The 25,640-nt window shown below is 67.7% G+C and carries 24 protein-coding genes; 15 read left to right on the top strand and 9 right to left on the bottom strand.

Features of this window, described 5'->3' with window-relative positions; translation table 11 throughout:
* Positions 1 to 99 precede the first annotated feature (99 nt).
* Positions 100 to 369 (bottom strand): DUF2061 domain-containing protein, encoded by a 270-nt coding sequence (locus ASF16_RS19905; RefSeq protein WP_056171405.1) that lies wholly within the window; start codon positions 367 to 369, stop codon positions 100 to 102.
* Positions 370 to 650: 281 nt separating this feature from the next.
* Here ASF16_RS19905 and ASF16_RS19900 point away from each other — a divergent pair, with 281 nt between their 5' ends.
* From ASF16_RS19900 to ASF16_RS19860, 10 genes are all read left to right on the top strand, one after another.
* A complete protein-coding gene (locus ASF16_RS19900; protein ID WP_056171403.1) occupies positions 651 to 1,706 on the top strand; it encodes an SPFH domain-containing protein in 1,056 nt (351 codons plus the stop codon).
* Between the two features lie 103 nt (positions 1,707 to 1,809).
* Complete coding sequence (locus ASF16_RS19895; RefSeq protein ID WP_056171402.1) at positions 1,810 to 3,327, top strand: DUF4178 domain-containing protein; 1,518 nt, start codon at positions 1,810 to 1,812, stop codon at positions 3,325 to 3,327.
* 85 nt (positions 3,328 to 3,412) lie between these two features.
* The gene (locus tag ASF16_RS19890) at positions 3,413 to 3,634 is read left to right on the top strand and encodes a DUF350 domain-containing protein (protein ID WP_056171400.1); all 222 of its coding nucleotides are present in this window, start codon (positions 3,413 to 3,415) and stop codon (positions 3,632 to 3,634) included.
* 273 nt (positions 3,635 to 3,907) lie between these two features.
* Complete coding sequence (locus ASF16_RS26285; protein ID WP_156372144.1) at positions 3,908 to 4,090, top strand: hypothetical protein; 183 nt, start codon at positions 3,908 to 3,910, stop codon at positions 4,088 to 4,090.
* Positions 4,091 to 4,398: 308 nt separating this feature from the next.
* The gene (locus ASF16_RS19885) at positions 4,399 to 6,063 is read left to right on the top strand and encodes a polyamine aminopropyltransferase (RefSeq protein WP_082517050.1); all 1,665 of its coding nucleotides are present in this window, start codon (positions 4,399 to 4,401) and stop codon (positions 6,061 to 6,063) included.
* A 165-nt stretch (positions 6,064 to 6,228) separates the two neighbouring features.
* Positions 6,229 to 7,935, top strand: a complete 1,707-nt coding sequence (locus ASF16_RS19880; protein WP_056171398.1) for an NAD(P)-binding protein — start codon at positions 6,229 to 6,231, stop codon at positions 7,933 to 7,935.
* On the top strand, positions 7,880 to 8,431 hold the full coding sequence (locus tag ASF16_RS19875; protein WP_235507449.1) for a L,D-transpeptidase: 552 nt from the start codon (positions 7,880 to 7,882) through the stop codon (positions 8,429 to 8,431). Before ASF16_RS19880 ends, ASF16_RS19875 begins: the two co-directional genes overlap by 56 nt.
* A gap of 165 nt (positions 8,432 to 8,596) precedes the next feature.
* Entirely contained in the window at positions 8,597 to 9,613 is a 1,017-nt protein-coding gene (locus ASF16_RS19870; RefSeq protein ID WP_056171395.1) for an OmpA family protein, read from the top strand.
* 177 nt (positions 9,614 to 9,790) lie between these two features.
* On the top strand, positions 9,791 to 11,182 hold the full coding sequence (locus ASF16_RS19865; RefSeq protein WP_056171392.1) for an esterase-like activity of phytase family protein: 1,392 nt from the start codon (positions 9,791 to 9,793) through the stop codon (positions 11,180 to 11,182).
* Between the two features lie 237 nt (positions 11,183 to 11,419).
* Positions 11,420 to 12,121, top strand: coding sequence for a riboflavin synthase (locus tag ASF16_RS19860; protein WP_056171389.1), 702 nt, complete (start codon positions 11,420 to 11,422; stop codon positions 12,119 to 12,121).
* A gap of 68 nt (positions 12,122 to 12,189) precedes the next feature.
* Here the strand turns inward: ASF16_RS19860 and ASF16_RS19855 are convergent, their stop codons facing one another.
* Positions 12,190 to 12,603, bottom strand: coding sequence for a nuclear transport factor 2 family protein (locus tag ASF16_RS19855; protein ID WP_156372143.1), 414 nt, complete (start codon positions 12,601 to 12,603; stop codon positions 12,190 to 12,192).
* A 167-nt stretch (positions 12,604 to 12,770) separates the two neighbouring features.
* Between ASF16_RS19855 and ASF16_RS19850 the strand changes: the two genes are divergently transcribed.
* Together ASF16_RS19850 and ASF16_RS19845 are read left to right on the top strand one after the other, a co-directional pair.
* Positions 12,771 to 13,280: a GNAT family N-acetyltransferase gene (locus tag ASF16_RS19850; RefSeq protein WP_056171734.1), complete on the top strand. Its 510-nt coding sequence runs from the start codon at positions 12,771 to 12,773 to the stop codon at positions 13,278 to 13,280.
* 108 nt (positions 13,281 to 13,388) lie between these two features.
* Positions 13,389 to 13,883: an NUDIX hydrolase gene (locus ASF16_RS19845; RefSeq protein ID WP_056171731.1), complete on the top strand. Its 495-nt coding sequence runs from the start codon at positions 13,389 to 13,391 to the stop codon at positions 13,881 to 13,883.
* Positions 13,884 to 13,957: 74 nt separating this feature from the next.
* Here the strand turns inward: ASF16_RS19845 and ASF16_RS19840 are convergent, their stop codons facing one another.
* The 7 genes from ASF16_RS19840 to ASF16_RS19810 all read right to left on the bottom strand — a co-directional run bounded on the left by ASF16_RS19840 (position 13,958) and on the right by ASF16_RS19810 (position 22,559).
* Complete coding sequence (locus ASF16_RS19840) at positions 13,958 to 14,932, bottom strand: tripartite tricarboxylate transporter substrate binding protein (RefSeq protein WP_056171730.1); 975 nt, start codon at positions 14,930 to 14,932, stop codon at positions 13,958 to 13,960.
* Between the two features lie 93 nt (positions 14,933 to 15,025).
* The gene (gene tcuB / locus ASF16_RS19835) at positions 15,026 to 16,219 is read right to left on the bottom strand and encodes a tricarballylate utilization 4Fe-4S protein TcuB (RefSeq protein WP_056171386.1); all 1,194 of its coding nucleotides are present in this window, start codon (positions 16,217 to 16,219) and stop codon (positions 15,026 to 15,028) included.
* Positions 16,206 to 17,660, bottom strand: coding sequence for an FAD-dependent tricarballylate dehydrogenase TcuA (tcuA, locus tag ASF16_RS19830; RefSeq protein ID WP_056171385.1), 1,455 nt, complete (start codon positions 17,658 to 17,660; stop codon positions 16,206 to 16,208). The genes tcuB and tcuA overlap by 14 nt, the downstream gene beginning before the upstream one ends.
* A 222-nt stretch (positions 17,661 to 17,882) precedes the next feature.
* Complete coding sequence (locus ASF16_RS19825; RefSeq protein ID WP_056171382.1) at positions 17,883 to 18,866, bottom strand: LysR substrate-binding domain-containing protein; 984 nt, start codon at positions 18,864 to 18,866, stop codon at positions 17,883 to 17,885.
* 245 nt (positions 18,867 to 19,111) lie between these two features.
* The gene (locus ASF16_RS19820) at positions 19,112 to 20,236 is read right to left on the bottom strand and encodes a porin (RefSeq protein WP_056171381.1); all 1,125 of its coding nucleotides are present in this window, start codon (positions 20,234 to 20,236) and stop codon (positions 19,112 to 19,114) included.
* 38 nt (positions 20,237 to 20,274) lie between these two features.
* Positions 20,275 to 21,288: a tripartite tricarboxylate transporter substrate binding protein gene (locus ASF16_RS19815; RefSeq protein ID WP_056171379.1), complete on the bottom strand. Its 1,014-nt coding sequence runs from the start codon at positions 21,286 to 21,288 to the stop codon at positions 20,275 to 20,277.
* 173 nt (positions 21,289 to 21,461) lie between these two features.
* Positions 21,462 to 22,559, bottom strand: coding sequence for a 4-oxalomesaconate tautomerase (locus ASF16_RS19810; RefSeq protein WP_056171377.1), 1,098 nt, complete (start codon positions 22,557 to 22,559; stop codon positions 21,462 to 21,464).
* Between the two features lie 227 nt (positions 22,560 to 22,786).
* On the opposite strand from ASF16_RS19810, the gene ASF16_RS19805 reads away from it, so the two are divergent.
* The 3 genes from ASF16_RS19805 (at position 22,787) to bcsD (ending at position 25,609) form a co-directional block, all read left to right on the top strand.
* Entirely contained in the window at positions 22,787 to 23,728 is a 942-nt protein-coding gene (locus tag ASF16_RS19805; protein ID WP_056171376.1) for a LysR family transcriptional regulator, read from the top strand.
* Complete coding sequence (mnmA, locus tag ASF16_RS19800; protein WP_056171374.1) at positions 23,725 to 24,852, top strand: tRNA 2-thiouridine(34) synthase MnmA; 1,128 nt, start codon at positions 23,725 to 23,727, stop codon at positions 24,850 to 24,852. Before ASF16_RS19805 ends, mnmA begins: the two co-directional genes overlap by 4 nt.
* A 280-nt stretch (positions 24,853 to 25,132) precedes the next feature.
* Entirely contained in the window at positions 25,133 to 25,609 is a 477-nt protein-coding gene (bcsD, locus tag ASF16_RS19795) for a cellulose biosynthesis protein BcsD (RefSeq protein ID WP_235507448.1), read from the top strand.
* Positions 25,610 to 25,640 lie beyond the last annotated feature (31 nt).

Below are 25,640 nucleotides of genomic sequence, written 5' to 3'. Positions count from 1 at the left end.
CCAGGCCAGCGGTCGAACGGCTGTGCAGAGGAATCTTGTACATGGTGGGCTCCTTGCGGGGTCGGTTGCTGATGGATGAAGGAAGGGCTCGGACTCTCGTCACCCGGGCTGTGCCGCAAGCGCTGCATGCGCACCACCGGGCGCTGTGCCTGCGGCTTTGCGCAGCTTGCGGTCCCAGGCCTTTTCGTGAAAGAAAAACGCCACCGCCTGCACGGTAGGCTCCAGCAGGCTCAACGTGAGCGACGCCCAGAAATTGCCCGTCACCGCGTAGGCCACCATCGCGGCGACGCAGATGTGTACCAGGTAATAGCTGCCGGTTTTCATCAGCATGGTCTTGTTCTGGTGAGCGGCTTGGCGGATGCGGGTCATGGTGGGGCTCCTGTCAGTGGCAACGCCGATCCCGGGTGTGGAACGGCTCGGGAAGGCATGGAGTGAATGGTAGGCATTCTCAATAGCGAACACCAATTGATTGCCGCTAATGCAGAGATAGCCGCTATGCACCGTGCCGAGCCTGTGCTGGCCGGTACGAGGACAGCGCAGGGTGTGAACTACTTCACGGCCGCACCCTGAAAAAAGCGCCGGAGGCCTGCAGCCCCGTTGCTATGATGGCCGCTCTCTTCAACCCCCTTCTCTTTGCTTTGGGAGCAGACATGGCCCTCATGGACTTCATCAAGAAACAGTTCATTGACATCATTCAATGGACCGAAGAGGGGGACGGCACCCTGGCCTGGCGCTTCCCCATGCGCGACATGGAAATCCAGAACGGCGGCACGCTGGTGGTGCGCGAGTCGCAGATGGCCATCTTCGTGAACGAAGGCCAGGTGGCCGACGTGTTCACGCCCGGCACCTACAAGCTCACCACGCAGACGCTGCCGGTGCTGACGTACCTCAAGAACTGGGACAAGCTCTTCGAGTCCCCCTTCAAGAGCGACGTCTACTTCTTCAGCACGCGCCAGCAGATCGACCAGAAGTGGGGCACGCCCCAGCCCATCACGATCCGCGACAAGGACTTCGGTGCGGTGCGCCTGCGCGCGTTCGGCAATTACTCCTTCCGCATTGCCGACCCCAAGCTGTTCCACACCGAGATTTCCGGCACGCGAGAGTCCTACCCCGTGGCGGACCTCGAAGGCCAGCTGCGCGGCCTGGTGCTGCAGAACATCAGCAACGCCATTGCCGGCAGCGGCCTGCCGTTCCTGGACCTGGCGGCCAACCAGGTCATGTTCGCCGATGCGCTGACCAAGGAGCTCGCGCCCATCTTCGCCAAGCTGGGCCTCTTGATCGAGAACCTCACGGTCCAGAACGTCTCGCTGCCCGAAGAGCTGCAGAAGATCCTCGACCAGAAGATCGGCATGGGCATGGTCGGCAACGACATGGCCAAGTTCATGCAGTACCAGACGGCGCAGGCCATCCCCAAGTTCGCCGAAGGCTCGGGCAACGGCGGTGGAGGCATTGCGGGCGACGCCATGGGCCTCGGGGCCGGCGTGGCGCTGGGCCAGGTGCTGGCGCAGAACCTGCAGCAAGGCCTGCAGACGCCGGTGGCTCCTGCTGCCGCAGCGGCTGCCCAGGCGGCGGCTGCGCCCGCGGGCGTGCGGCCCGACGAGGTGATGGCCACGCTGGAGAAGTTGGGCGAGCTCAAGTCCAAGGGCATCCTGACCCAGGAAGAGTTCGACGCCAAGAAGGCCGAGCTGCTCAAGAAGCTGATCTGACCCGGTTGCTATCATAATAATAGCTGCCTGCGCGCGAGGGACAAGCGCCAGGGCCTTCACCGGCCCTGCATCGCGCTGAACGGCGCAGCACCAACACAGCACGATGGCCACCGCCGACCCCACACAGCGTTACTACCGCGCGCCCTGCCCGGGCTGCGGCGCGCCGGTTGAATTCCGCAGCGCGCAGTCCACGCACGCCGTCTGCGGCTACTGCCAGAGCACCGTGGTGCGCAACGGTGACGTGCTGCAGCGCCTGGGCAAGATGGCCGAGCTGTTCGACGACCACAGCCCGCTGCAGCTCATGGCCAGCGGGCGGATTCAGCTCGATGGCAAGGACATTCCCTTCACCCTGGTCGGCCGCCTCCAGTACAAGGGCGACGCGGGCGTGTGGACCGAATGGGCGGCGTTCCTCAACGACGGCACCCTGGCCACGCTGGGCGAGGACAACGGCGCCTACGTCTTCACCCGGACCATCGACCCGGGCCGCGAGATGCCCGCGGCCGAGCGCTTTCGCGTTGGCACCACCACGGCCATCAACGGCAAGCCCTACAGCGTCGCCTACACCGGCCAGGCATCGCTCATCTCCGCGCAGGGCGAGCTGCCCAAACTACCGCCGCTGGGGCACCCCTTCGGCATGGTTGAGCTGCGCAGCGCCGACGGCGAAGTGGTCAGCATCGACTACGGCCACACCCCGCCCAATGTGGAGCGCGGCAAGTCTGTGCTGCTCGAAGACCTGCAGCTGCAGGGCCTGAAGGACGAGTCCGCCAAGGAAGAAAAAGGTCGCCAGTTCAGCTGCCCGCACTGCGGCGCACCGGTGCAGGTGCAGCTGTCCAGCACCAAGAGCCTCACCTGCGGCTCGTGCGCCAGCATCATCGACCTCAGTGGCGGCGTGGGCGGCGAGCTGCGCTCTGCCGAGCAGGACGAGCCCGTGCAGCCCATCATCCCGCTGGGCAGCAAGGGCCAGCTGCAGGGCGTGCACTGGCAGGTGGTGGGCTTTCAGCACCGCATGGGCGTTGCGCCCGGCGACGACGAACACTTCGGCTGGAGCGAATACCTGCTCTACAACCAGAAGCGCGGCTTCGCGTTCCTGGTCGATTCGGAAGAAGGCTGGAGCATGGTGCGCCCCACCACCGGCGCGCCGCAGCTGGCCGGCACCGGCAGCACCGCCACCTACCTGGGCACGACCTACAAGCTCAAGTACAGCTACGAGGCCGAGACGACCTACGTGCTGGGCGAGTTCTACTGGCAGGTCACGCGCGGCCAGAAGACCTTCAACCGCGACTTCGAGGGCAGCAAGGGCGTGCTGTCGATGGAGCAAAGCACCAACGAGATCACCTGGTCCGCCGGGGACAAGCTGGCCAGCGACACGGTGGCCAAGGCCTTCAAGCTCGAAGACAAGCAGGACGTGCTCAAACGCGACGACCCGGGCCCGTTCGTGGCCAAGTCGGGCCTGGGCTGCGGCACCATCATCATCATCGCGGTGGTGATTTTGATCCTGCTGCTCTTGCTCAGCCGCTGCTCCAGTTGCGACCCGCAAAAAGAGAACTGCTCGTCCTCGTCCAGCTACCGCAGCTCGGGAGGCTCGTACGGTGGGTACTCCTCGGGCGGCAGCCACAAGTAGGTGCGGCGCTGGAGGCCACGGCTGGCGCACCGCCCCTCTTTTTTATTCAATCGACAGACAGCAACCGTTCCAAGGAGAACACATCATGATGGGAATCGAATGGCTCAAGCCCGCGGCGTTCCTCGGGTCCATCCTGTACGCACTGATCGGCGTGGTCATCTTCTGGGTGTGCTTCGTCATCGTCGACAAGATCACGCCGTACGACCTGTGGCGCGAAATCGTCGAAAAGCAGAACAGGGCCTTGGCCATGGTGGTGGCAGCGATGTGCCTGGGCATCAGCATCATCGTGGCGGCTGCGATTCATTGAATTCGGCAGTGCCGTACCGGGCATGCCGTCCGCACCCGCAGCGAACACACTCGCGGGGTCCACGCGAACAGCCTTGGCAGCCGCAATAGAAATTCAATGTATGGACGCGAATGCGTTGTGACATGTCCTCTGCGGAGCTGACGGCCCATCGAATTGCAGGCTCGGTTGCAAGCACACTCTCCCTCGTAGGACGGGCGTCATGAGTGGAAGGAATAGCGCACCTGACACACAGCGTGACCGGCCGCAAAGGCGACGATCTGGCGTCCTACGCCCTTGACGGTTTATGCCTTGTTGCTCCCCCAACTGCTGATTCCTGAGTTGGCGTATCGCAAGGAGTATGTGAAGGTGTTACTCAACGAGGTGTCCAAGAAAGGGCATTCGGAATATCGGCGGGAAAACCAAGGCGGCGGCCGGGCGCTGGGCTCGACTTTCGAAGCTTCCGCTCTCGCCACGTGATGCCACGATTCATGCTCCGCAGAGCTTCCAAAACCCGGACTGATCCCAAACACAATGGATTTTTCCCCAATGGGCTTCAAATAAGTCTTGGGCATCAATTGGTTGCGTTGAACTTGGCTCCCCAATCATTCCCAATCAGTCTCAGTCGGCTATTCATCGCGATTCATGAAATCACTCCACATCGTCATTCATCACGAACATGCTGCCGAGCAGCTACGCCGTAGCGTGACAGGTATGCCTGATGCCCAGCAGCGCGGCACCAACCTCCCGCAACCGCAACCGCAACTCGCTGGGGTAGCGGGTTGACCATGGTGCAACCGTCACCCGCACGACCGGCAGAGCAAGCCCCGTCGCAGGGTGCCCGTTCCATCGACATCGCGCTGCTCATCAGCGTCTTCGTCGTGGCCGCCTGCGGCCTGCTGTACGAACTGGCCGCCGGAGCGCTCGCGTCCTATGTGCTGGGCGACTCGGTGCTGCAGTTCTCCACCATCATCGGCACCTACCTGTTCGCCATGGGCGTGGGCTCTTGGCTGTCGCGCTATTTCGAGCGGCAGCTGCCTGCGCATTTTTTGCGCATCGAGCTGCTGGTGGCGCTGGTGGGCGGGGCGCTGCCGGCCACGCTGTTCCTGGCCAATGCGTACACGCCGGGGGCGTTCCGGTTCCTGCTGTACGGCATGGTGATGGTGGTGGGCACGCTGGTGGGGCTCGAGATCCCGCTGGTCATGCGCATCTTGAAGCGCAACGTGGCGCTCAAGGACCTGGTCTCGCAGGTGCTCACCTTCGACTACCTGGGCGCGCTGGCGGTGTCGCTGGCCTTCCCGCTGCTGCTGGTGCCGCACCTGGGGCTGATCCGCACGGGGCTGCTGTTCGGCGTGATGAACGCCGCCGTGGCGCTGTGGGCCGTGTGGCTCTTTCGGCACGAGCTGCGCCGCCTGCGCGCGCACGTGGCCGCCTGTGCCATGGTGCTCGCGCTGCTGATCGCGGGCTTTGCCGGGGCAGACCACATCACCAGCTTTGCCGAGGACAAGTTCTACCAGGACCGCATCGTCTTCAGCACCGCATCGCCCTACCAGCGCATCGTCGTGACGCAGGGGCGGCTGGGCCACCGGCTCTACCTCAACGGCAACCTGCAGTTCGCGCAGGCCGACGAGTACCGCTACCACGAGGCCCTGGTGCACCCCGCCATGTCGGCCCACGGCCATCCGAAGCGCGTGGCCGTGCTGGGCGGCGGCGACGGCATGGCCGTGCGCGAGATCTTGAAGTACCCCTCGGTCGAATCCGTCACGCTGGTGGAGCTGGACCCGGCCATGACGCGCATCTTCAGCGAGAACCCCATGCTCGCGCAGCTCAACGGCAACGCGCTGCGCGACCCCAAGGTGAAGATCATCAACACCGACGCGTTCGGGTGGCTGCAGGGCAACACGGCCGAGCCGGGTGCCGAAGCGCAACCCCCAGCCGCCAGCGCCTCAGGCACCAGCAACACTGGGACTGCACCGCGCGGTCCAGCAAGTCCAGCGGCAACCCCTGCGGCGCTGGAGACCTTCGACGTGATCGTGGTGGACTTCCCGGACCCCACCAATTTTTCCATCGGCAAGCTGTACACCAACAGCTTCTACGCGCTGCTGGCCAACCGCCTGGCCGCCAGCGGCTATGCGGTGGTGCAAACCACCTCGCCGCTGGTGGCGCGCAAGAGCTTCTGGACGGTGGTGCAGACCATGGAATCGGTGGGCCTGCAGACTGCGCCGTACCACGCCCATGTGCCCAGCTTCGGCGAATGGGGCTTCGTCATCGCCAGCCGCCGGCCCTGGCGCCTGCCCGAGACGCTGCCGGACCACCTGCGCTTTCTGACACTGGACTCGTTGCCGCTGCTGTTCGACTTTCCGCGCGACATGGCACGGGTGCCGACGGAGGTGAACCGGCTGTCGAACCAGGCGCTGGTCCACACCTACGAGCGCGAATGGGGAAAGCACTAGATGCCTATTCCCTTTTTGCACCCCACGGCTTAGCGGCCCAGCAAGTTTTGCCAATGAAAGAACCGTTCACGCTGAGCCTGTCGAAGCGCCGCACAAGGCTTCGACAGGCTCGGCCCGAACGGTGTGGATGGTTGACTGCAGACCCGAATCCAACACACTGACACCATGCAACGCCGCCATTTTCTAGCCACGGGTGCTATTGCGACATCCGCAGTTCTGCTGCCGGGCTGCGACGAGGCGCCGCGCACGCTGCAGGGCGGCTTTGCCGGCATCGACATGCAGCGCGGCCATGCGCTGCGCGATCTGCTCAAGACCGGCACCCTGCCCGAGCCCACGGTGCTGCGGCGCGCGCAGGTGATCATCGCGGGCGGCGGCGTGGCGGGGCTGGCGGCGGCGCGGTCGCTGCGGCTCGCGGGCGTGGACGACTTTGCGCTGCTGGAGCTAGAAGACAGCGCCGGCGGCAACAGCCGGGGTGGCGCGGTGGGCGGCATCGCCTGCCCGCTGGGCGCGCACTACCTGCCGGTGCCGGGCGACGATGCGCCCGAGGTGCAGAACCTGCTGGAAGAACTGGGCCTGCGCCAGCGCGTGGCCGGCCGCTGGCGCTACGACGAGCGCCACCTGTGCCACAGCCCGCAGGAGCGCCTGTTCTTCCAGGGTGAATGGCAGGAGGGCCTGCTGCCCGTGCACGGCGTGCCCGACACCACGATCGCGCAGTACCGCCGGTTTGCGCAGGCGGTGGACGATGCCACCCAGGCCGCGCGCTTCACCATGCCGATGATGCGGTCCCTGGGCCCCGGCCAGCCGCTGCCCCAGCCCCACCAGGCGCTCGATGCCGTCACGTTCGCCACCTGGCTGGATCAGCAGGGCTTCGACGACGAGCACCTGCGGTGGTACCTCGACTACAGCTGCCGCGACGACTACGGCGCAGGCACGGCCGTGGTGTCAGCCTGGGCGGGCATCCATTACTTCGCCAGCCGCCATGGCTTTCATGCGCCGGGCGAGGCGGCCGATGAGTCGCGCGAGAGCGTGCTCACCTGGCCCGAAGGCAACGGCTGGATCACCCAGCGCCTGGCGGCCCCGCTGCAGAACAATGCCCAGGGCGGCGGCCAGCTGCGCACCGCCACCAGCGTGCTGCGCATCACCGAAGGCCGCCACGGGGTGGAGGTGGACGCGTACAACCATGCCACCGACAGCGTGGAGCGCTGGCAGGCGCCGCGCTGCATCGTGGCGCTGCCGGTGCACATCGCCTCCCGCGTGGTGCGCAACCCGCCCGCGTTCCTGACCGGCGCGGCGCAGCGCCTGACCTGGGCGCCCTGGCTGGTGGCCAACCTCCACATCGACAGCCCGCTGACCGACCGGCCCGGCGCCGCGCCCGCCTGGGACAACGTGCTCTACGCCGACGCCACGCCCGGCGGCCTGGGCTACGTGGACGCAGGCCACCAGCGCCTGGACACCCGCGCCACACTGGCCGGCCCCACCGTGCTGACGTACTACCAGGCCCTGGGCAGCGTGCCCGACGGCCGTCAGCAACTGGCGCAGCAGCCCTGGCAGCACTGGGCCGAGGGCGCGCTGGCCGCCCTGTCCGTGCCCCACCCCGACCTGCGCCGCCGCGTCACGCGGGTCGAGGTCACGCGCTACGGGCACGCCATGGCCATCCCCACGCCGGGGCTGGTCACGTATTTGAGCCAAATCGGCCTCTACCGCGCACCTGGCAAGCGCAACCAGCTATCAAAAGCAGAGCGTGCACTGGCCCTGCCCACGCCCGCCACGGCGCGCCTGGCGTTCGCGCACAGCGACTGGTCGGGCTACTCGGTGTTTGAAGAAGCCTTCACGCGCGGGCATGGGGCTGGCCTCGTGGCGGCTGCGGGGTAGGCGGGCCGTGGGCGCGGCGATCCACATCGCAATCCACATCGGGCGGCAGGAGCTGTGCCTGCTCGACGGCGACGAGGTGCTGGCCCGTTACCCGGTGTCCACCGCGCTCAATGGCGCTGGCGAGGCCCACGGCAGCGGTTGCACGCCCCGCGGCCAGCACCGCGTGCGGGCCAAGGTGGGCGCGGGCTGCGCACCCGGCACAGTGTTCGTCGGGCGCCGGCCCACGGGCGAGGTGTATTCGCCCGACCTGGCCGCGCAGCACCCCGGGCGCGACTGGATCCTGGCGCGCATCCTGTGGCTCACCGGCTGCGAGCGCGGTTTCAACCGGGGCGGCGGCGTGGACACGCTGCGCCGCTTCATCTACATCCACGGCTGCCCGGACGGCACGCCGCTGGGCGTGCCCGCGTCGCACGGCTGCGTGCGCATGGCCAATGCGGATGTGATCGACCTGTTCGAGCGGGTGCCCGTGGGGACGCCGGTGTTCATGCAGGCCTGAGGCCCGGCGGGGCTGCGGCGCGGCGGCCGCCGTGCGGCCACGCCCTGGTGCGGTTTTTTGCCCAATTGTTCACGCTCCGGCCCCTGCCTGCGGGCGCAGGGGCGCGCTGGCCGCGGCAAACCGGAGACACTCGCGCATCGCCCACTTTTTTGGAGAAAAGACGCCATGACGCTCATGCGCCGCCTGCTCGTATCGCTTGCCACCGCGGTGTCCGCGCTGGTCCTCGTCTCGCCCGCCTCGGCCCAGGACATCGCCGGGTCCAAGGACAACCCCCTGGTCAAACGCTTCGCCGGCTCCACCATCGTGGGCTACGACTACAAGCGCTTTGACGAATACCTGGTGCCCACCGGCACCTACAAGAAGTACGACACCACCACCACCAAGCGCTCGTGGGCCAGCACCCTGCCGGTCGAAGGCGCAGTGACCCGTCTGTGGTACGAAGCGGCCGGCGACGCATCGCCCGCCGAGCTGGTGCGCAACTACCAGAACGAGGTGCAGGCTGCGGGCGGCACGGTGCTGTACGACTCGGGCAAGGACGACGCCTTCCGCGACCGCACCTGCTTCTTGTGCACCTACGGCTGGCGCAAGATCAACACCACGCGCTCGACCTACACCTTCACCCAGGCCGACACGGCCACCGCGCGCATCGCCAGCTTCAAGATCCCGCGCCCGCAGGGCGACATCTACATCGTGGTCGAAGCCGTGAGCTGGGCCAACGCCAGCAAGGACTACAAGGCCGTCAAGGGCGCCTACGCGGCGGTCGACATCATCGAGACCGGCGCCCTGCAGCAGAACATGGTCACGGTGAACGCGAGCGACATGTCCAAGGCCATCGCCACCACCGGCCGCGTGGCCCTGTACGGCATCCTGTTCGACACGGCCAAGGCCGACATCAAGCCCGAGTCCAAGCCCGCGCTGGACGAGATCGCCAAGCTGCTCAAGGCCGAGGCGACGCTCAAGCTGCGCGTGGTGGGCCACACCGACAACCAGGGTTCGCTCGATTCCAACATCGCGCTGTCCAAGCGCCGGGCCGAGGCGGTGAACGCCGCGCTCACCAGCCAGTACGGCATCCCGGCCGCGCGCCTGTCGGCCTTCGGCGTGGCCGATCTGGCCCCGGTGGCCAGCAACGGTGACGAAGGCGGCCGCGCCAAGAACCGTCGCGTGGAGCTGGTGCCGCTGTAAGCGGCGCAGCAACACAACGCAGCGCAACGACCCACGCGCTGCCCGCGCCGCTGCGGTCGGGGCGTGGGCAGCGCCCCGGGCCCGGGGCGCTGCCCAAATGACGCCCCACGGTCACACCCTCGTCACGGGCAGGCGGCATCGTCGCCGCTTCATCTGCTTTCACTGCCCCGAGCGACCATGTCCCGACTCTCCACCCTGGGTGCCTGCGCCCTGCTGGCGTGCACCGCCGCCGCCTGCTTCTCCACCTCTGCCCTGGCCCAGCAGGCCTACCCCGCCACGCTGGCCGGCCACGCCGTGCTGCCGGCGTTCACCGTCATCCCCGCACCCAAGGACGCACCGCAGGACCTGCAGGTCAGTGGCAAGTTCACCACCCCGCGCCGCGTGGAGGCCATCGGCACGGTGATGGGCCAGTCGGGCGGGCGCGACACCGGCGTCTCGCTGCCCTTCAAGGGCCAGCCCCTGCAGGGCCACTCGGGCATCAAGCGCATGGCCGATGGATCGTTCTGGATCCTCACCGACAACGGCGCCGGCGCCAAGGCCAACTCGGCCGACTTCATGCTGTACCTGAACCACTACACGGTGGACTTCCAGGGCGGCGAGTTCAAGCGCCAGAAGACAATTTTCCTGCACGACCCCGACAAGAAGGTGCCGTTTCGCATCACGCACGAAGGTACGGACCAGCGCTACCTGACCGGCGCCGACTTCGACCCCGAGAGCTTCCAGTTCGCCGGCGGCGCGCTGTGGATCGGTGACGAGTTCGGCCCCTTCCTCATCAAGGCCGACCTGAACGGCAAGGTGCTGGGCGTGTTCGAAACCAAGGTCGACGGCAAGGTCGTGCGCTCGCCCGACGCCCCCGGCGTGCTGATGCCCGGCGCGCCAGACGCCAAGCCCACGCCGTTCGAGGTCAAGCGCTCCAAGGGCTACGAAGGCATGGCGTCGTCCAAGGACGGCAGCAAGCTCTACGCCCTGCTCGAAGGCGCGATGTGGAACGAAGAAGCCAAGGCGTACGAGAACGTGGGCGGCAAGCAGTACCTGCGCGTGCTGGAGTTCGACGTGAAGAGCGAACAGTGGACCGGCCGCCACTGGAAGTACGTGCTGGAGGCCAACCACCACGCCATCGGCGACTTCAACATGATCGACGCTACCCTCTCGGGAGATGGCACAAGCGCCATGGGCCTGATCATCGAGCGCGACAACGGCGAAGGCACGGCCGACAAGGCCTGCCCCGCAGACCAAAAGCGCACCGACTGCTTCCACGACCTGGCCAAATTCAAGCGCGTGTACAAGGTCGAGATGAGCGACGCGAACGTGGGCGGCGAGATCCGCAAGGTCGGCTACATCGACCTCATGAACATCCAGGACCCGAAGCGCCTGTCGAAGAAGCCGCTGACCAACGGCGTGCTCACCTTCCCGTTCTTCACGATCGAAAACGTGGACGTGGTGGACGGCACGCACATCGTCGTGGGCAACGACAACAACCTGCCTTTCAGCAGCAGCCGCGAGCCGAACAAGGCGGACGACAACGAGCTGGTGCTGCTGGAAGTGGGCGAGCTGCTGCGAGCCAAGTAATCGGGGCGGGCAACAGCCGCGCGGTGTGTGACGACCGCTGGGGCTACCCCATCGGCCGTTGTGAAATCTCCACATCCCCCCAACCGTTCGGGCTGAGCCTGTCGAAGCCTCGCGCCGGGCTTCGACAAGCTCAGCCTGAACGGATGTTGGGGGCTTGTCCTCGAGCACAGTCCTGCGCAGCGGTCGAATGGCAAAATTCGCCTTTGCCCATCCGCGGCTCAACCTCCGCTCCCCACCATGTTCACAGGCATCGTCCAGGCCACGGCAGGCATTGCCGCCATCCACGACCGCGCAGGCCTGCGCACCTTCACGCTCGACTTTCCCCCAGGCTTCTGCCAGGACCTGGCCATCGGCGCCAGCGTCTCCACGGACGGCGTGTGCCTCACGGTGACCGAAATCCTCTCGCCCACGCAGGCCAACTTCGACGTGATGCTGCAGAGCCTGAACATCACCACGCTGGGCAGCTACGCCGAGGGCGACCGCGTGAACGTGGAGCGCGCAGCCAAGGACGGGGCCGAGATCGGCGGCCACCCGCTGTCGGGCCATGTGGACTTCACCGGCACGCTGGTGCAGCGCCGCGAGTTCGACAACAACCTGGTGTGGCGCGTGGCGGTGCCCGAGGCCTTTCGCCGCTATATCTTCGCCAAGGGCTACATCGCCATCCACGGCGCCAGCCTCACGGTGGCCGAGGTGAACCGGCCAGAGGGCTGGTTCGAAATCTGGATGATCCCCGAGACGCGCCGCGCCACCGTGTTCGAGGGCAAACGCGAGGGCGATGCGCTCAACATCGAGATCGAGCGCAGCACCCAGGTGGTGGTGGACACCGTGCGCGAGGCGGTGCAGGAAAGCCTGGGCCGCCTGCAGCCCGTGCTGGAAGCCTTGCTCAAGGAAAAGGGCCTGTCGCTCGACGACTTCGTGCAGGCGCCGGTGCTGAAGTGACGTGGTGAGGGTGAGGGCCTGCAGTGCAGGCCTGACGCCGCCTTGCTTCGCGTTGCGCCGTGTCGCAGTCAGGCCCCGGCGACATAGTCGAGAAAACCGGTCACTTTGCGCAGGCGGCCGTGTGCGTCGACCTCCGCCATATCCGTGCCGCGCGCCACGGGCTCTGCGCCATCGGCGGCCAGCGCCCACGAAAAGCGCACGACATCATGGTGCCCCTCGGGCGTGCCCAGCAGGGTGAAACGGTGACCCGCAAACCGCTGCTGCGCACCAGCGATCAATGCGGCCAGGCCATGGTGGCCCTGGCCTTCCATCATGGGGTCGCGGTACTGCACATCGCTGCTGAAAGTGCTGCGCACCAGATGGTCGCGCTGCGCGCTGTCGGTGGCGTTCCAGGCGGCGATGTAGCGTGCGGCCAGCTCGGGGGCAACCGTGGCGGCGGTGGGGATGGTGGTGGCGTGCTCCGGGGTTTCGACGGTGTTCATGGCAAGGCTCCTTTTGAGGGTGTGGATTACAGGTGGGTCGGCCGCACAGGACATGCGCGTGCGGCCTGGGGTCATTGTTCAAAAGGGCGTGAACGGCGTCGATGACCCGGCAGGTCATGCACGTCCCTATCATTGAGGACCTGGCCATTGCTGACCACCGTGCCCTGATGTGCTCAACCCCACCTCACGTTCGCCCCCTCTCACTGCAGGACCTGCCCGGCCTGCTGGCGGTGCAGCTGGCCTGCTACGGCGAGGGCTTTGTGGAAAGCGGTGAGGTCTTTGCCCGCCGCCTGGCCAGCCCCGCCAACTGCTCGCTGGTGCTGGAGCGGGCGGGCGTGGTGTGTGCCTACCTGGCCGCCTACCGGTCGGTGCGGCACAAGGTGACGCCCCTGCACGGCAGCTTCGAGGCGGTGCCGCAGCCCGACACGCTCTACCTGCACGACATGGCCGTGCTGCCCGACTGCGCGGGCCAGGGGCTGGCCCGCGCCCTGCTGAAGCCGATGTGGGATGCCGCGCGGGCGCAGGGACTGCAGCACACGGCGCTGGTGTCGGTGCAGGGCTCGCAGGGCTACTGGGAGCGCCAGGGCTACGCGGTGCAGCCCCTGGCCGATGCGGTGCAGCGCGAGCGGCTGGCCAGCTATGGCGCAGGCGCGGTGTACATGGTGCGAATGCTGTAGGCAACTGGCGCCAAGGCAGCACTGCCGTAGCCCCTGCGCGACAGCAGCGCAGGGCGGCTGGAACGGGCTGTTGGCAGCACGTCATGCTGCCTCGTCATAATGCGCGCCATGCCCCACCGCTGGAAACCCAACGTCACCGTGGCCGCGCTCGTCGAGCGCGACGGCCGCTTTCTGCTGGTCGAGGAAGAGACCACGGACGGCCTCAAGCTCAACAACCCCGCGGGCCACCTGGACCCGGGCGAGTCGCCCATCCAGGCCTGCGCGCGCGAGGTGTTGGAGGAAACGGCCCACGACTTCGAGCCCACGGCCCTGATCGGCGTGTACCTCAACCGCTTCACCAAGACGCGCACCGGCGACGACATCACCTACATGCGCTTTGCGTTCGCGGGCACGCTGGGCACGCACCACGACTGGCGCACGCTGGACACCGGCATCGTGCGCACGGTGTGGATGACGCCCGACGAGATCCGCGCCTGCCCGGAGCGCCACCGCAGCCCGCTGCTGCTGCGCTGTCTGGAGGACTACCTGGCGGGCCAGCGCTTTCCGCTGTCGCTGGTGCACACCGACATCTCGGTCACCGAGCCGGCGTCGCAGCAGGGCTAGGCCCGGGCCTCGCTGCAGGCCGCCCACAGGGCCCCTCTGTGGCTGGCCTGTAGCTGGTCTATGGGCCGCAGCGCTCACTCCGCCGTGAGCTTGCGCTCCTTGATGATGGTCGCCCACTGCGCGGACTCTTTCTTCATGAAGGCCGTGAGCTGGGCGCGCGTGGTGGGCTGGGGCGTGAGGCCGTGCTTGTTCAGCGCCTCTTTCACGCCCGCGTCGTTCAGTACTTTCACGATCTCCTGGTTCCAGCGGTCCAGGATGGCCGGCGGCGTCTTGCCGGGGGCGACGAAGGCATACCAGTTCAGCGCCTCGAAGCCGGGGTAGCCCGACTCCGCCACGGTGGGGATGTTCGGCAGGTACGCCGGGCGCGTGAGGCCCGTGGTGGCCAGGGGGATTAGCTTGCCCGTCTCCACATGCGGCATGGCCGTGGGCGGCGCGGCAAAGTACGAGGTGATGCGCCCGCCCAGCAGGTCTTGCAGGGCTGGAGCACCCCCTTTGTATGGAACGTGGGTCATGTCGATGCCCGCACGCTGGTTGAACAGCTCGCCCGCCAGGTGCGACGCCGAACCCGCGCCGGTGGAGGCAAAGTCCACGCTGCCGGGCTTCTTCTTGGACAGCTGCACGAACTCGGCCAGCGTCTTGGCGCCCGCATCCTGGTGCACCACCAGCACGTTCGGAAAGTTCACCCCGCCCGACACTGCCGCCAGGTCCTTGAATGGGTCGTAGGTGAGCTTCATGAGGTGCAGCGCGATGGTCAGCGGCCCCACCGAGCCCAGCAGCAGCACCGTGCCATCGGGCACCGCATTGGCCACGAACTGGTGGGCGATGTTGCCGCCCGCCCCGCCCTTGTTGTCCACCACCACCGGCTGGCCGATGTTCTCGCCCAGTTTCTTGGCGATCAGGCGCGCGGCGGCATCCGCCGCGCCGCCGGCGGCAAAGCCGACGACAAGGGTCACGGGCTTTTTGGGCGGGAAGTCCTGGGCGTGGCCGGCGCCACCCAGCAGCAGGGCGGTGGCCGTGGCGAGGGCGTGCAGGGCAGCGCGTTTTTTCATGGTGGTCTCCTTCATCGTGGTGTTGTGGATTCGTGTTGTCGTGTGGTTGTCGGTGGCGTCACCGCACACCGGGGCGCTTCGCCACGCCCGTGCTCAGTCGGCACCCAGTCCGATGGGGTGGGGCTGGCGCTTTTCCACCGCATGGCGCAGCAGTGCCGCGGTGCGGAAGATGCCGTGCGCGAACTTGCCGTAGGGCAGCGTGGCGAACAGCGCCATCACCGCGCCCAGGTGCAGGCACAGCATCAGCGCCAGGGCCGGCGTGCCGCGCGCGGCCCAGAGCAGCAGGCCGCTGGTCGCGGTGAGGAACAGCAGCGCGATGAAGCCGCGGTCCATGGGCTTTTGCGCGGCATCGCCCTGCGCGGGGTGGCGGCGCAGGTTCAGCCACCACAGGCCCGCGGTGCCCAGCGCCAGGCTGATGCCGCCCACGCCGCCCAGCAGTTTGGGCAGGCTGGGCAGGTCGTACGGTGCGGCCTGGCCCAGCAGGTAGTGGTACAGCGTGGCCACGCTGGTGGCCGCAAAGCACAGCATGAAGCCGTAGAACGTGAGGTGGTGAAACCGCCGGCGCGACAGGGTGTACGCGTCGTCCTCGTTGTGGCAGCCCTCGCCGTGGCCGCCGTCCAGGTATTTCAGGCGCAGCACGGCATCGGTGGCCTCGGCGGTGGCGGGGGCGCTCAGCGGCGCACCACTGGTGGCGGGCGTCACGTCGCGCCAGAAGCGGCGCACGCCCAGCGCCAGGGCCAGCGTGGCGAACAGGAACACCGGCGCGAACAGGCCCACCAGCAGGTTGTGCGGAAAGATGCCGTAGAAGCCGCCCTGAGGCGTGCTCCACAGCGCCGCCAGGCCCTGCCCGTGCAGCGCCACGGCCAGCACCAGGAACAGCGCCAGGCCTGCCGCCAGCGCGAGCGACAGCGTGAGGCCGTTGCGCTGGTACAGCGCGCCCAGCGCCGGGGGCCACGCGTAGTCCGCATACGTCTGGCCGCGCACCTGCGCCATGGCCTGCGGGATGTTCACCGCAAATTCGTGCGGCGGCGCGTACTGGCAGGCGTGCAGGCAGGCTCCGCAGTTGTGGCACAGGTTGGCGATGAAGTGGATGTCGGCCTTGGGGAATTCGAGCCGGCGCGTCATGGCCGGGAACACGGCGCAAAAGCCTTCGCAGTAGCGGCAGGCGTTGCAGATCTGCAGCTGGCGCGCCACCTCGGCTTCGGCGCCCGTCAGGGGCGGTGCAGGCACGACGTCGCCGTTGGCCAGCGCCCGGGCATCGCGTGTCAGGGCTTCAAGCGCTTGCATGGGGTACTCCTGTTTTTATAGCTGGTTGCGCTGGATGGGCAAGCGGTAGGCCCTGTTTTGATGCCAAAGCCGCCTGCGCGCCCGCGATGCGGCCGAAGGCCGTACCGATGCTCATGCCCACCCCGGCCGTGTAACCCTTGCCCAGCACATTGCCGGCCATCATTTCGCCGGCCACGAACAGGTTGGGGCTGGGCGCGTTGCCAAAGCGCACGGCGGCGGTCTCGTCGGTGTGCAGCCCCAGGTAGGTGAACGTCACGCCGGGCCTGAGCGCGTAGCCGTAGAACGGCCCGGTGGCGATGGGCCGCGCCCAGTGGGTCTTGGCGGGCGCGATGCCCTCGGTGTGGCAGTCGTCCAGCGTGGTGTGGTCGAAGGTGCCCGCGCGGCAGGCGGCGTTGTAGGTATCGAGCGTGTGCATGAAGGTGTCCACAGGCAGGCCGAGCTTTGCGGCCAGCTCGGGCAGGGTGTCGGCCTTCACGCCCGGGAACACGGGCGGCATGAAGCGGCCGATGGCCTGGCTGTCGATGACCGAGTAGCCGATCTGCCCCGGCTGCTGCGCCACCAGGCGCCCCCAGATGGCGTAACGCTTGGGCCAGAAGTCCTCGCCCTCGTCGTAGAAACGCTCGCCCTCGCGGTTGACCACCACGCCCAGTGACACGCAGTCGATGCGCGTGCAGATGCCGCCGTCGTACAGCGGCGCGCGCGCGTCGATGGCCACCATGTGGGCCTGCGTGGGGTCGCCGATGCGGTCCGCGCCGTGGTCGTCGAGCAGGTGCCGGAGCAACACGCCCCGGTTGTAGGCCGTGCCGCGGATGAGGAAGTTGTCCGACGGCCACTCGCCGCGCTCGTTCTGGCCCCAGGCCTCGCGCAGCCATTCGCGGTTGGACTCGAACCCGCCGGCCGCGAGCACGCAGCTCCTGGCGGTGATGCGCTCGCCGCCCGCCAGGTGCGCCGCGACGAAGCGGCCGTTGTCGATATCCAGGCGCTCCACCGGCGACTCGTAGCGCACCTGCACGCCCAGGGCCTCGGCGCTGCGGTAGTAGGCATTGACCAGCGCCTTGCCCCCGCCCATGAAGAACGCGTTGGTGCGCGCCACATGCAGCGTGCCCGCCAGCGCGGGCTGAAAGTGCACGCCGTGGCGGCGCATCCAGGGGCGGCAGGTGGCCGACGCGCGGATCACCAGGCGCGCCAGGTGCTCGTTGGTCAGGCCGCCCGTGACCTTGAGCAGGTCCTGCCAGAACTCCTCTTCGGGATAACTGCCGACCAGCACGTCCTGCGGCGCATCGTGCATGCAGCGCAGGTTGCGGGTGTGGGCCGAGTTGCCGCCGCGCCAGGCCCGCGGGGCCGATTCGAGCAGCAGCACGCTGGCCCCTGCCTCGCGCGCCATGAGCGCGGCGCACAGCGCGGCGTTGCCGCCGCCGATGACCAGGACATCCACGCTCATGGCCGTGGGCCCGTGCGGATGCGGCGGGTGCAGCCCGTGCCGCAGGCAGGCGTGGTGGGAAGGGGTGTGGGGCCCATGGTGGTGTCTCCTGGCGGGGTCGCCGTGTCGTTCATCGTGTGACGGCGACTGTAGGGAGACGGCGGGCCGCCGTGCAGCATGCTCAGGTCATGGGGGTATCACGGATCGAGATGGCAGCGTGGCCGTTGAGGGCGCGTGGCAGGTTCAGACGGTTGCGCCTTCGCCGCCGATCCACGTCGTCCCGAACCACTGGCCGCTGGCGACCAGCTCGCGCACGCAGTCCGCCATGACCACGCGCGTGGCCAGCGCGGCGGGCGAGAGTTCTTCGTCCGGCAAACTGCACAGCAGGTTCACGCGGCGCGCGGGCGCGTCGGTCAGGCGCGCGCACTGAAAGCGCTCGGCCGCGTCCGGGTAGCGGCCCATGGCGGCCCAGGGCTGCACGGTGGAGCCCAGGCCCGCGTCCACGGCGGCCATCACCATCGCCAGCGAGTCCACCTCCAGCACCACGTGCGGCGCCACGCGGTCGCGCGCGAAGGCGGTGTCGAGCGTGCTGCGCAGGCCGTGCGGGCCGGTGGGCAGGATCAGCGGCTCGTCGCCCAGCTCGGCCACGGTCAGTGTCTCGGGCAAGGCACGGCCGACGGGGTTGCCAGGGCCTCGGCGCGCGCAGATGAGAAACAGGTCTTCTTCCAGCAGCGGCGCCATCTCCCAGCGCCGCGCGCCCGCGGCCTGCCGGGCCTGGTGCAGGCGGGTGTCGAACAGCACGGCCAGGTCCAGCTCGCGCGCGTTGAGCATGGCCGTGAGGTGGCCCGACATGCTCTCGACCATGTGCAGCCGCACGTCGGGGTAGCGCATGCGCATGGCCTGCATCAGCGGCAGGCCCAGCACGCCCGCGGTGGTGGGCGCCAGGCCCACGGTGACGGTGCCCGACAGGCGCGCCTGCTGCGCGGCGCGCACGGCCTGGTCGGCATGGCGCAGGGTGAGCTGGGCCTCGCGGAAGAACGCCAGGCCCGCCTCGGTGGGCGTCACGCCGCGCGGCGTGCGCTGCAGCAGGCGCGTGGCCAGCTCGCCCTCCAGCCGGGTGATCTGCTGGCTGAGCGCGGACTGCACAACATCCAGGTCCAGGGCGGCGCGGCTCATGGAGCCACGCTCCACCACGCGCACGAAATAGCGCAGTTGTCTCAGTTCCATCGCAGGGCCTCGTGGGCGAATGCCATCACGGTGTGTGATGGGGCGGATGTTCGCACACTCGGGTGGCGCTGCTTTAGGCCAAAAACAGGCTCCACCGCTGGATAGGAAAGCGCTAGCAGCTACTGTTTTTGTAGCATTGTGTCATCAGGGAAGAAACGATGCGTGCGGAGCCATGCCGCCCACTTTGGCCAAAAGAAACAGACTGCGCAGCCCCACCAGACGCTGCGCAGCCGGGCCTGGCGACCTCAGAAGCTGTGCATCACACCGGCAGACACGCCGCTGGCCGTGCGTTTGTTGGCCGCGCCCTGAAAGCCATTGCGCCAGCGCGTGTGGTCCAGCTCGGCGTACACCCGGGTGCGGCGCGACAGCTTGTACTCGGCAAACGCGACCATGCGGCCGTAGCCATCGTCGGCCGAGCCGGTGCGCTCGCGGTCCACCTTGTAGTAGGTGGCGGTCAGGTCCAGCAGCGGCAGGGCCGCCCAGGTGGCACCGGCCGAGAGCACGCGCTGCTCGGTGTGCGTGGCCGCACCGGTCTGCGCCTTGCTGCGCCCGGCGTTGGCCGCCAGGCGCACGGTGCCCCACTGGTAGGCCGCGCCCAGCGTGGCCCCGTCGAGCGAGCGCAGGTTGGCGTCCTTGAAGTTCTGCACAGCGCCCGACACGGTGAAACCGCCGTCCGCATAGGCCAGGCCCACGCCGCGCGAGGACAACGGCGAGGTCTGCGATGCCACCTCGCCCAGGCCCAGCATGGCCCGAGCGGTGAAGCCGCCGAAACGGCCGGTGTACTTGATGGAATTGTCCAGCCGGTACGAGCCTGAGTTGGCGCCCGCGCTGCCGTACTCGATGCCCAGGCCGTGCTGGCTGAGCGCGGTCACGCCGATGTTGGGGTTGAAGCTGGCAAAGCGCATGGCCAGCGGGTCCACGGGCGATATGGCGTCGGCCAGCGTGGTCGTCTGCCGGCCCAGCGCCACCGTGCCCCACCCGCCCTGCAGGCCCACCCACGAGGCGCGGTCGAAGTACTTGCTGCTGTTGGCAGGCGCGCCGGTGTCGGCGTTCAGGCCGCTTTCCAGGTTGAACAGCGCACGCAGGCCGCCGCCCAGGTCCTCCGTGCCCCGCACGCCCCAGCGGCTGGTGGTGTGGATGCCGCTGCCCAGGCTGCGGCTCGACCCCGGCGCGGGCGCGTTGGCGGCCGAGAGGCCACTGGCCTGGCGCACGCCCAGGTCCACCACGCCGTAGAGCGTGAGCGCGGAGGATGGGGTGGAGGCTGCGGGCGTCGTCTGGGCGAAGGCGGGCGCGCACGCCAGCAGGGCGCAAAGGGCGCGCAAGGCGGAGGGCGCATACAGGGCGTACGGCGCCGCGGTCTTTGTTGTCATGGTGTCTCCTCGGATCGGTGTGTTCTTTGGGGGGCAGGTCAATCAGCCGTCAGCTGGGCCTTTTGCACCACACCGCGCCACTTGGCGAGCTCCTGGCGCACGGTCATGGCCAGCGCTTCGGGCGTGCTGCTGTCCACCACGGCGCCCTGCTCTTCGATGCGGCGCGCGACGTCTTTGTCGGCCAGGGCGGCGTTGAGCGTCTTGTTGAGCTGCTCCACCACCGCCTTCGAGGTCTTGGCCGGGGCGAACAGCGCGTACCACTGCGTGATCTCCACGCCCTTGATGCCCGCTTCTTCCATCGTGGGTACGTCTGGCATCAGCGACGAGCGCTTGGGGCCGGCCAGGGCCAGCGCGCGCAGCTTGCCGTTCTTGACGTGCGAGGAGGCCGAGAACAGGCTGGGGAACATCACCTGCGTCTGGTTGGCCATGGTGTCGTTCATCGCCGGGGCCGAGCCGCGGTAGGGCACGTGCGCCATCTGTGCGCCGCTTTCGAGCTTGAACATCTCGGCCGAGAAGTGCGGTGCGGTGCCGTTGCCGGCCGATGCGTAGTTGTAGGCGCTGGGGTTCGCCTTGGTCAGCGCCACGAACTCGGCCACCGTCTTGGCGGGCACCTTGGGGTTGATCACCATCAGCGTGGGCGAGTAACAGACCATGCCGATGGGCTCGAACTGGGTGATGGGGTCGTAGCGCAGCTTCTGCAGCGCGGGGCTCATGCCGTGCGTGCCGATGTAGCCGAACAGGATGGTGTGGCCGTCCGGCGCGGCACGGGCCACAAACTCCGCGGCGATGGCGCCGTTGGCCCCGGCCTTGTTCTCGACGATCACCGACTGGCCCAGCAACTGGGACATCTTCTGGGCCACCACGCGGGCCATGCCGTCGTTGCCGCCGCCGGCCGCGGTGGGCACCACGAGGGTGATCGAGCGCTCTGGAAAGGCGGCATGCGCGGCCAGCGGCATGCCGGCTGCGAGAGTGGCCAGGGCCAGCCCGGCGGCCAGCGTGCGCCGGCGGGAAAGGGGTGCAACGTGGGGTGTGGTGGCAGTGTGGCGAGTCATGTCTTGTCTCCTGGGATGTAGGTATGGAAAAGCGAAAGCGGAAAGCAAAGAAAGGCGGAAAACGTGAAGGGTTGAGGAAGGGCGGCCGGGAGTCCTGCCCGCGGTACGCCGCCATGGGTAGCGATGTGCCTGCGGTCCGGCGGGCGGCCTGGCGGCCTGACGGATGAGAGGCTTCAGTCGTGGGGCTCGAGCGTGTGGTGCGCCACGAACAGCGTGCCCTCCAGGATCTTTCGGGCCGTTCGCACCAGGGCGGCCTGCACCAGCGTGCAGTGGCCGTCCACCAGCGCGAGCTCCACGTCCACGTGGATGCGCCCGGCCGGGTGCAGCACCTCCACCCGGCGCGTGCCGGCGCTGGGCGCGGTGCGGGTGTCGGTGGCCACGGTGCCGGGCAGCACCATGGCGGCGGCCACGCCGATGGCGCCGGTCACGGCGTGCGAGCGGTGGCAGCGCCGGGGCGTGAAGTAGCGCGAGGTGATGCTGCCGGGTACCGTGCCTTCAGAGACGATCACCGGCTTGGGCAGCACGCTATTCGACACATCGCCCATGCCCATGCGCAGCCCCGCTTCGCAGCGCAGGGCTTCGAGCCGGGCCAGCAGGGCCGTGTCGCCGTCGAGCTCGGCCGGGGTTTCATCGCCGCGCAGCCCCAGATCTGCGGCGCGCACCAGCACCATCACCTGGGCGGCGTCGATGCAGGTGACCGGCAGCCCGTGGATGATGTCGATGCGCTGGCCGGTCGGAAAGATCTGGCCCGTGACGGCGCCCCAGGCGTCGAGGAAGTTCATCAGCACCGGGGCGGCCGTGCCCTGAACGCCGTCGATGTGCACGTCGCCCTCGTAATGCACCCGGCCGCCGCGGGTTTGCACCTGCACGTCGATGCGCGAACGGGTGTTCACGTTATAGACCCGCACCCGGGTCACGTCGCCGGTGGTGCTGGCGGGCACCAGGCCTTGCTCGATGGCGAAGGGCCCCACGCCGGCGAGCATGTTGCCGCAGTTGGGGCGGGTGTCCACGCGGGCCTCGTCCACGCTGACCTGGGCGAAGAGGTAGTCCACGTCGCAGTCGGCGTGCACCGACCGCGAGACGATGGCCACCTTGCTGGTCAGCGAGTTGCCGCCACCCAGGCCGTCGATCTGCAGCTCGTGCGGCGAGCCCAGCGCGGCTATCAGCGTGCGGTCACGCTGGGCGGTGTCCTGCGGCAGCCAGTCGGCCAGGAAGAAGGGGCCCCGGGAGGTGCCGCCGCGCATCAGAACGCAAGGAAGGTTGTAGCTCATGGGTCCGCATGGTGCGGCGCCGCGACTTGTTTGTGAATTGCATTGTTGGCAACGATTGATGCATGCTGTGCAATGGATGCCACGCGCTTTTACGTGCTGAAATGGCATCTGTAAATTGCAATGTTGCGAAGCATTGATGCACACGAAGCAATGGTCTTTGAGCCCCCGGGCTGAGTCCACCGCACCCCTTTCATCACCGCTAGAACTGCCAGAACCGCAGGACCGCCATGAACCAGAAATTCGATCTCGCCGACATCCAGGCCTTTGCCGCCGTGGCCGAGCTGCAGAGCTTTCGGGCCGCGGCCGAATCCATCCACCTGTCGCAGCCCGCCTTCAGCCGCCGCATCGACAAGCTGGAAGAAGCGCTGGGCGTGCGCCTGCTCGACCGCACCACGCGCCGCGTGACGCTCACGGCCGTGGGCCGCGACTTCGCGCGCAAGACGCGTGTGTGGCTCGACGACCTGGACGGCATGCTCATGGGCCTGGGCGACGTGGCGGCGCGGCGCATGGGCGAGGTGACCATTGCCTGCGTGCCGTCAGCCGTGTATTACTTCCTGCCGCAGGTGGTCAAGCGCTACCACGAGCGGTTTCCGAAGATTCGCGTCAAGGTGCACGACGCCAGCGCCAACGAGGTGCTGGTGGCCGTGGCGCAGGGCGATGCGGATTTCGGCCTCAACTTCATTGGCAGCCAGGAGGCCGAGATCGAGTTCAAGCCGGTGCTGGCCGAGCGCTTCGTGGCGGCCTGCCGGCGCGACCATGTGCTGGCGCGGCGCAAGAAGGTCACCTGGGCGGAGCTGGGCCAGCACGACTTCATGTCGGTGGGCAAGACCTCGGGCAACCGCCTGCTGATGGATTTGGCGCTGGCCAACGTGCCCGACCGCCCCCAGTGCCTGTACGAGGCCAAGCACGTGACCACGCTGCTAGGGCTGGTGGAGGCCGGCCTGGGCGTGGCGGCGGTGCCCAGCCTGGCGATGCCGGGCAAGGACCACCCCACGCTGGTCAGCATTCCGCTGGTGGACCCGGTGGTCACGCGGCAGATGGGGCTTATCAAGCGCCGGGGGCGGTCGCTGTCTCCGGCGGCCCAGCAGCTCTATGACCTGCTGGTGGCTACGCGTACTGCGCGCCCGCGCAGCGCCCGGGCGCCGGCAAAAATACAATCGCAGGGATGACAGCATTCCCCAAGCAGCGCGTCGTCGTCGGCCTCTCCGGCGGCGTGGACTCCGCCGTGACCGCCCACCTGCTCAAACAGCAGGGCCATGAGGTGGTCGGCATTTTCATGAAGAACTGGGAAGACGATGACGACAGCGAGTACTGCTCGTCCAACATCGACTTCGTGGACGCGGCCGCCGTGGCCGATGTGATCGGCATCGAGATCGAGCACGTGAACTTCGCGGCCGACTACAAGGACCGCGTGTTCGCCGAGTTCCTGCGCGAATACCAGGCCGGCCGCACGCCCAACCCCGATGTGCTGTGCAACGCAGAGATCAAGTTCAAGGCCTTCCTCGACCACGCCATGCGCCTGGGCGCCGAGAAGATCGCCACCGGCCACTACGCCCGCGTGCGCCAGAACGAGTCATCTGGCCTGTTCGAGCTGCTCAAGGGGCTGGACCCCTCCAAGGACCAGAGCTACTTCCTGCACCGCCTGAACCAGGCGCAGTTGTCCAAGACGCTGTTCCCGGTGGGCGAGCTGCACAAGACCGAAGTGCGCCGCATCGCCGAGGAGATCGGCCTGCCCAACGCCAAGAAGAAGGATTCCACCGGCATCTGCTTCATCGGCGAGCGGCCGTTCCGCGAATTCCTGAACCGCTACATCAGCCACGAACCCGGCCCCATCCAGGACGACCGGGGCCGCACGCTGGGCAAGCACGTCGGCCTGAGTTTCTACACGCTGGGCCAGCGCCAGGGCCTGGGCATCGGTGGCATCAAGGAAAAGGGCGCCCAGCGCGGCGGCGGCGAGCACGAGCCCTGGTTCGTGGCCCGCAAGGACCTGGCCAAGAACACCCTGCGCGTGGTGCAGGGGCATGACCACCCCTGGCTGCTGTCGCACCAGCTGTCCGCCCAGGACGTGAGCTGGACAGCGGGGCACGCACCCACCCCCGGCGCCTACGCCGCCAAGACCCGCTACCGGCAGCAGGACGCAGCCTGCGGTTTGAGCGTGACCAGCGCTGCCGCGCAGGGGTTCGAACTGCGGTTCGAGGAGGCCCAGTGGGCCGTGACCCCCGGGCAGAGCGCCGTGCTGTACGACGGCGAGGTGTGCCTGGGCGGCGGGGTGATAGCGGGCGCGTCGGACTGAAACATCTGCATACTGCGGGCGATGTAGAAAACTATTAAATTTGATAGTTAATAGTTTTTACATATTTTCGTGTGGTTTGGTACCTACAAACCCGCCAAGGTTGACGGCAGTTCGCACAAGTTAACCTTTGGATGCGTGCCAAAAAGCACATTCCACTGTGCAGGCTTCTAGAATTCCGGGACGTGTTTGAAACCATGTGTATCAATCACAAGTTCTGGTTAACCCTTAGTTGATCAATCCCCGCGCTGGCGTCCCGCTGGCCCGATGCTCTGCCTGCGCCATGTCCTTTACCGCCGTTTCCGCCCCCAGTCCCGAGATCGCCCAGCATCTGGCCGCGCAGCAATGCGCCGTGCAGTGGAGGGGGTTTCTGCAGGCGCTCACTGATGAATTCGCGTCGTCGCTGTCGCCGGAAGACTTGCACGCGCTGATGTTCCGTGTGGGTACGCGCTTTGCGGCGGCGAACCCGCTGGCGCCCGCTGCCACGCTCGAGGAACTCCAGCGCAGCATGACCGCCATGTGGGAGCGGATCGATTGGGGCTGGGTGCAGCTTTCGCAAGAAAGTGCGCGTTTGAACATCCAACACAGCCTTTCGCCCGTATCTGCTGCATTTGGGGTAAACCACGTCCAATGGTCGGGCGGGTTTCTGGAGGGGGTGTACCAGAGCTGGCTGGAGCAGGCCGGCTCCGGGTCGCTGCGTGTGGTGCAGGTGGCTCCGGCAGACGCCTGGGGCTGCGTGCAGTTCCAGCTGGCGCGCTGACCCTCTCGTCCACCCGGCATGTACAACGGAT

The sequence above is a fragment of the Acidovorax sp. Leaf78 genome (assembly GCF_001422735.1).
Taxonomy (GTDB): domain Bacteria; phylum Pseudomonadota; class Gammaproteobacteria; order Burkholderiales; family Burkholderiaceae_C; genus Acidovorax.
Note: the sequence above shows the minus strand (reverse complement) of the source record. Positions and strands in the feature narration are given on the sequence as shown.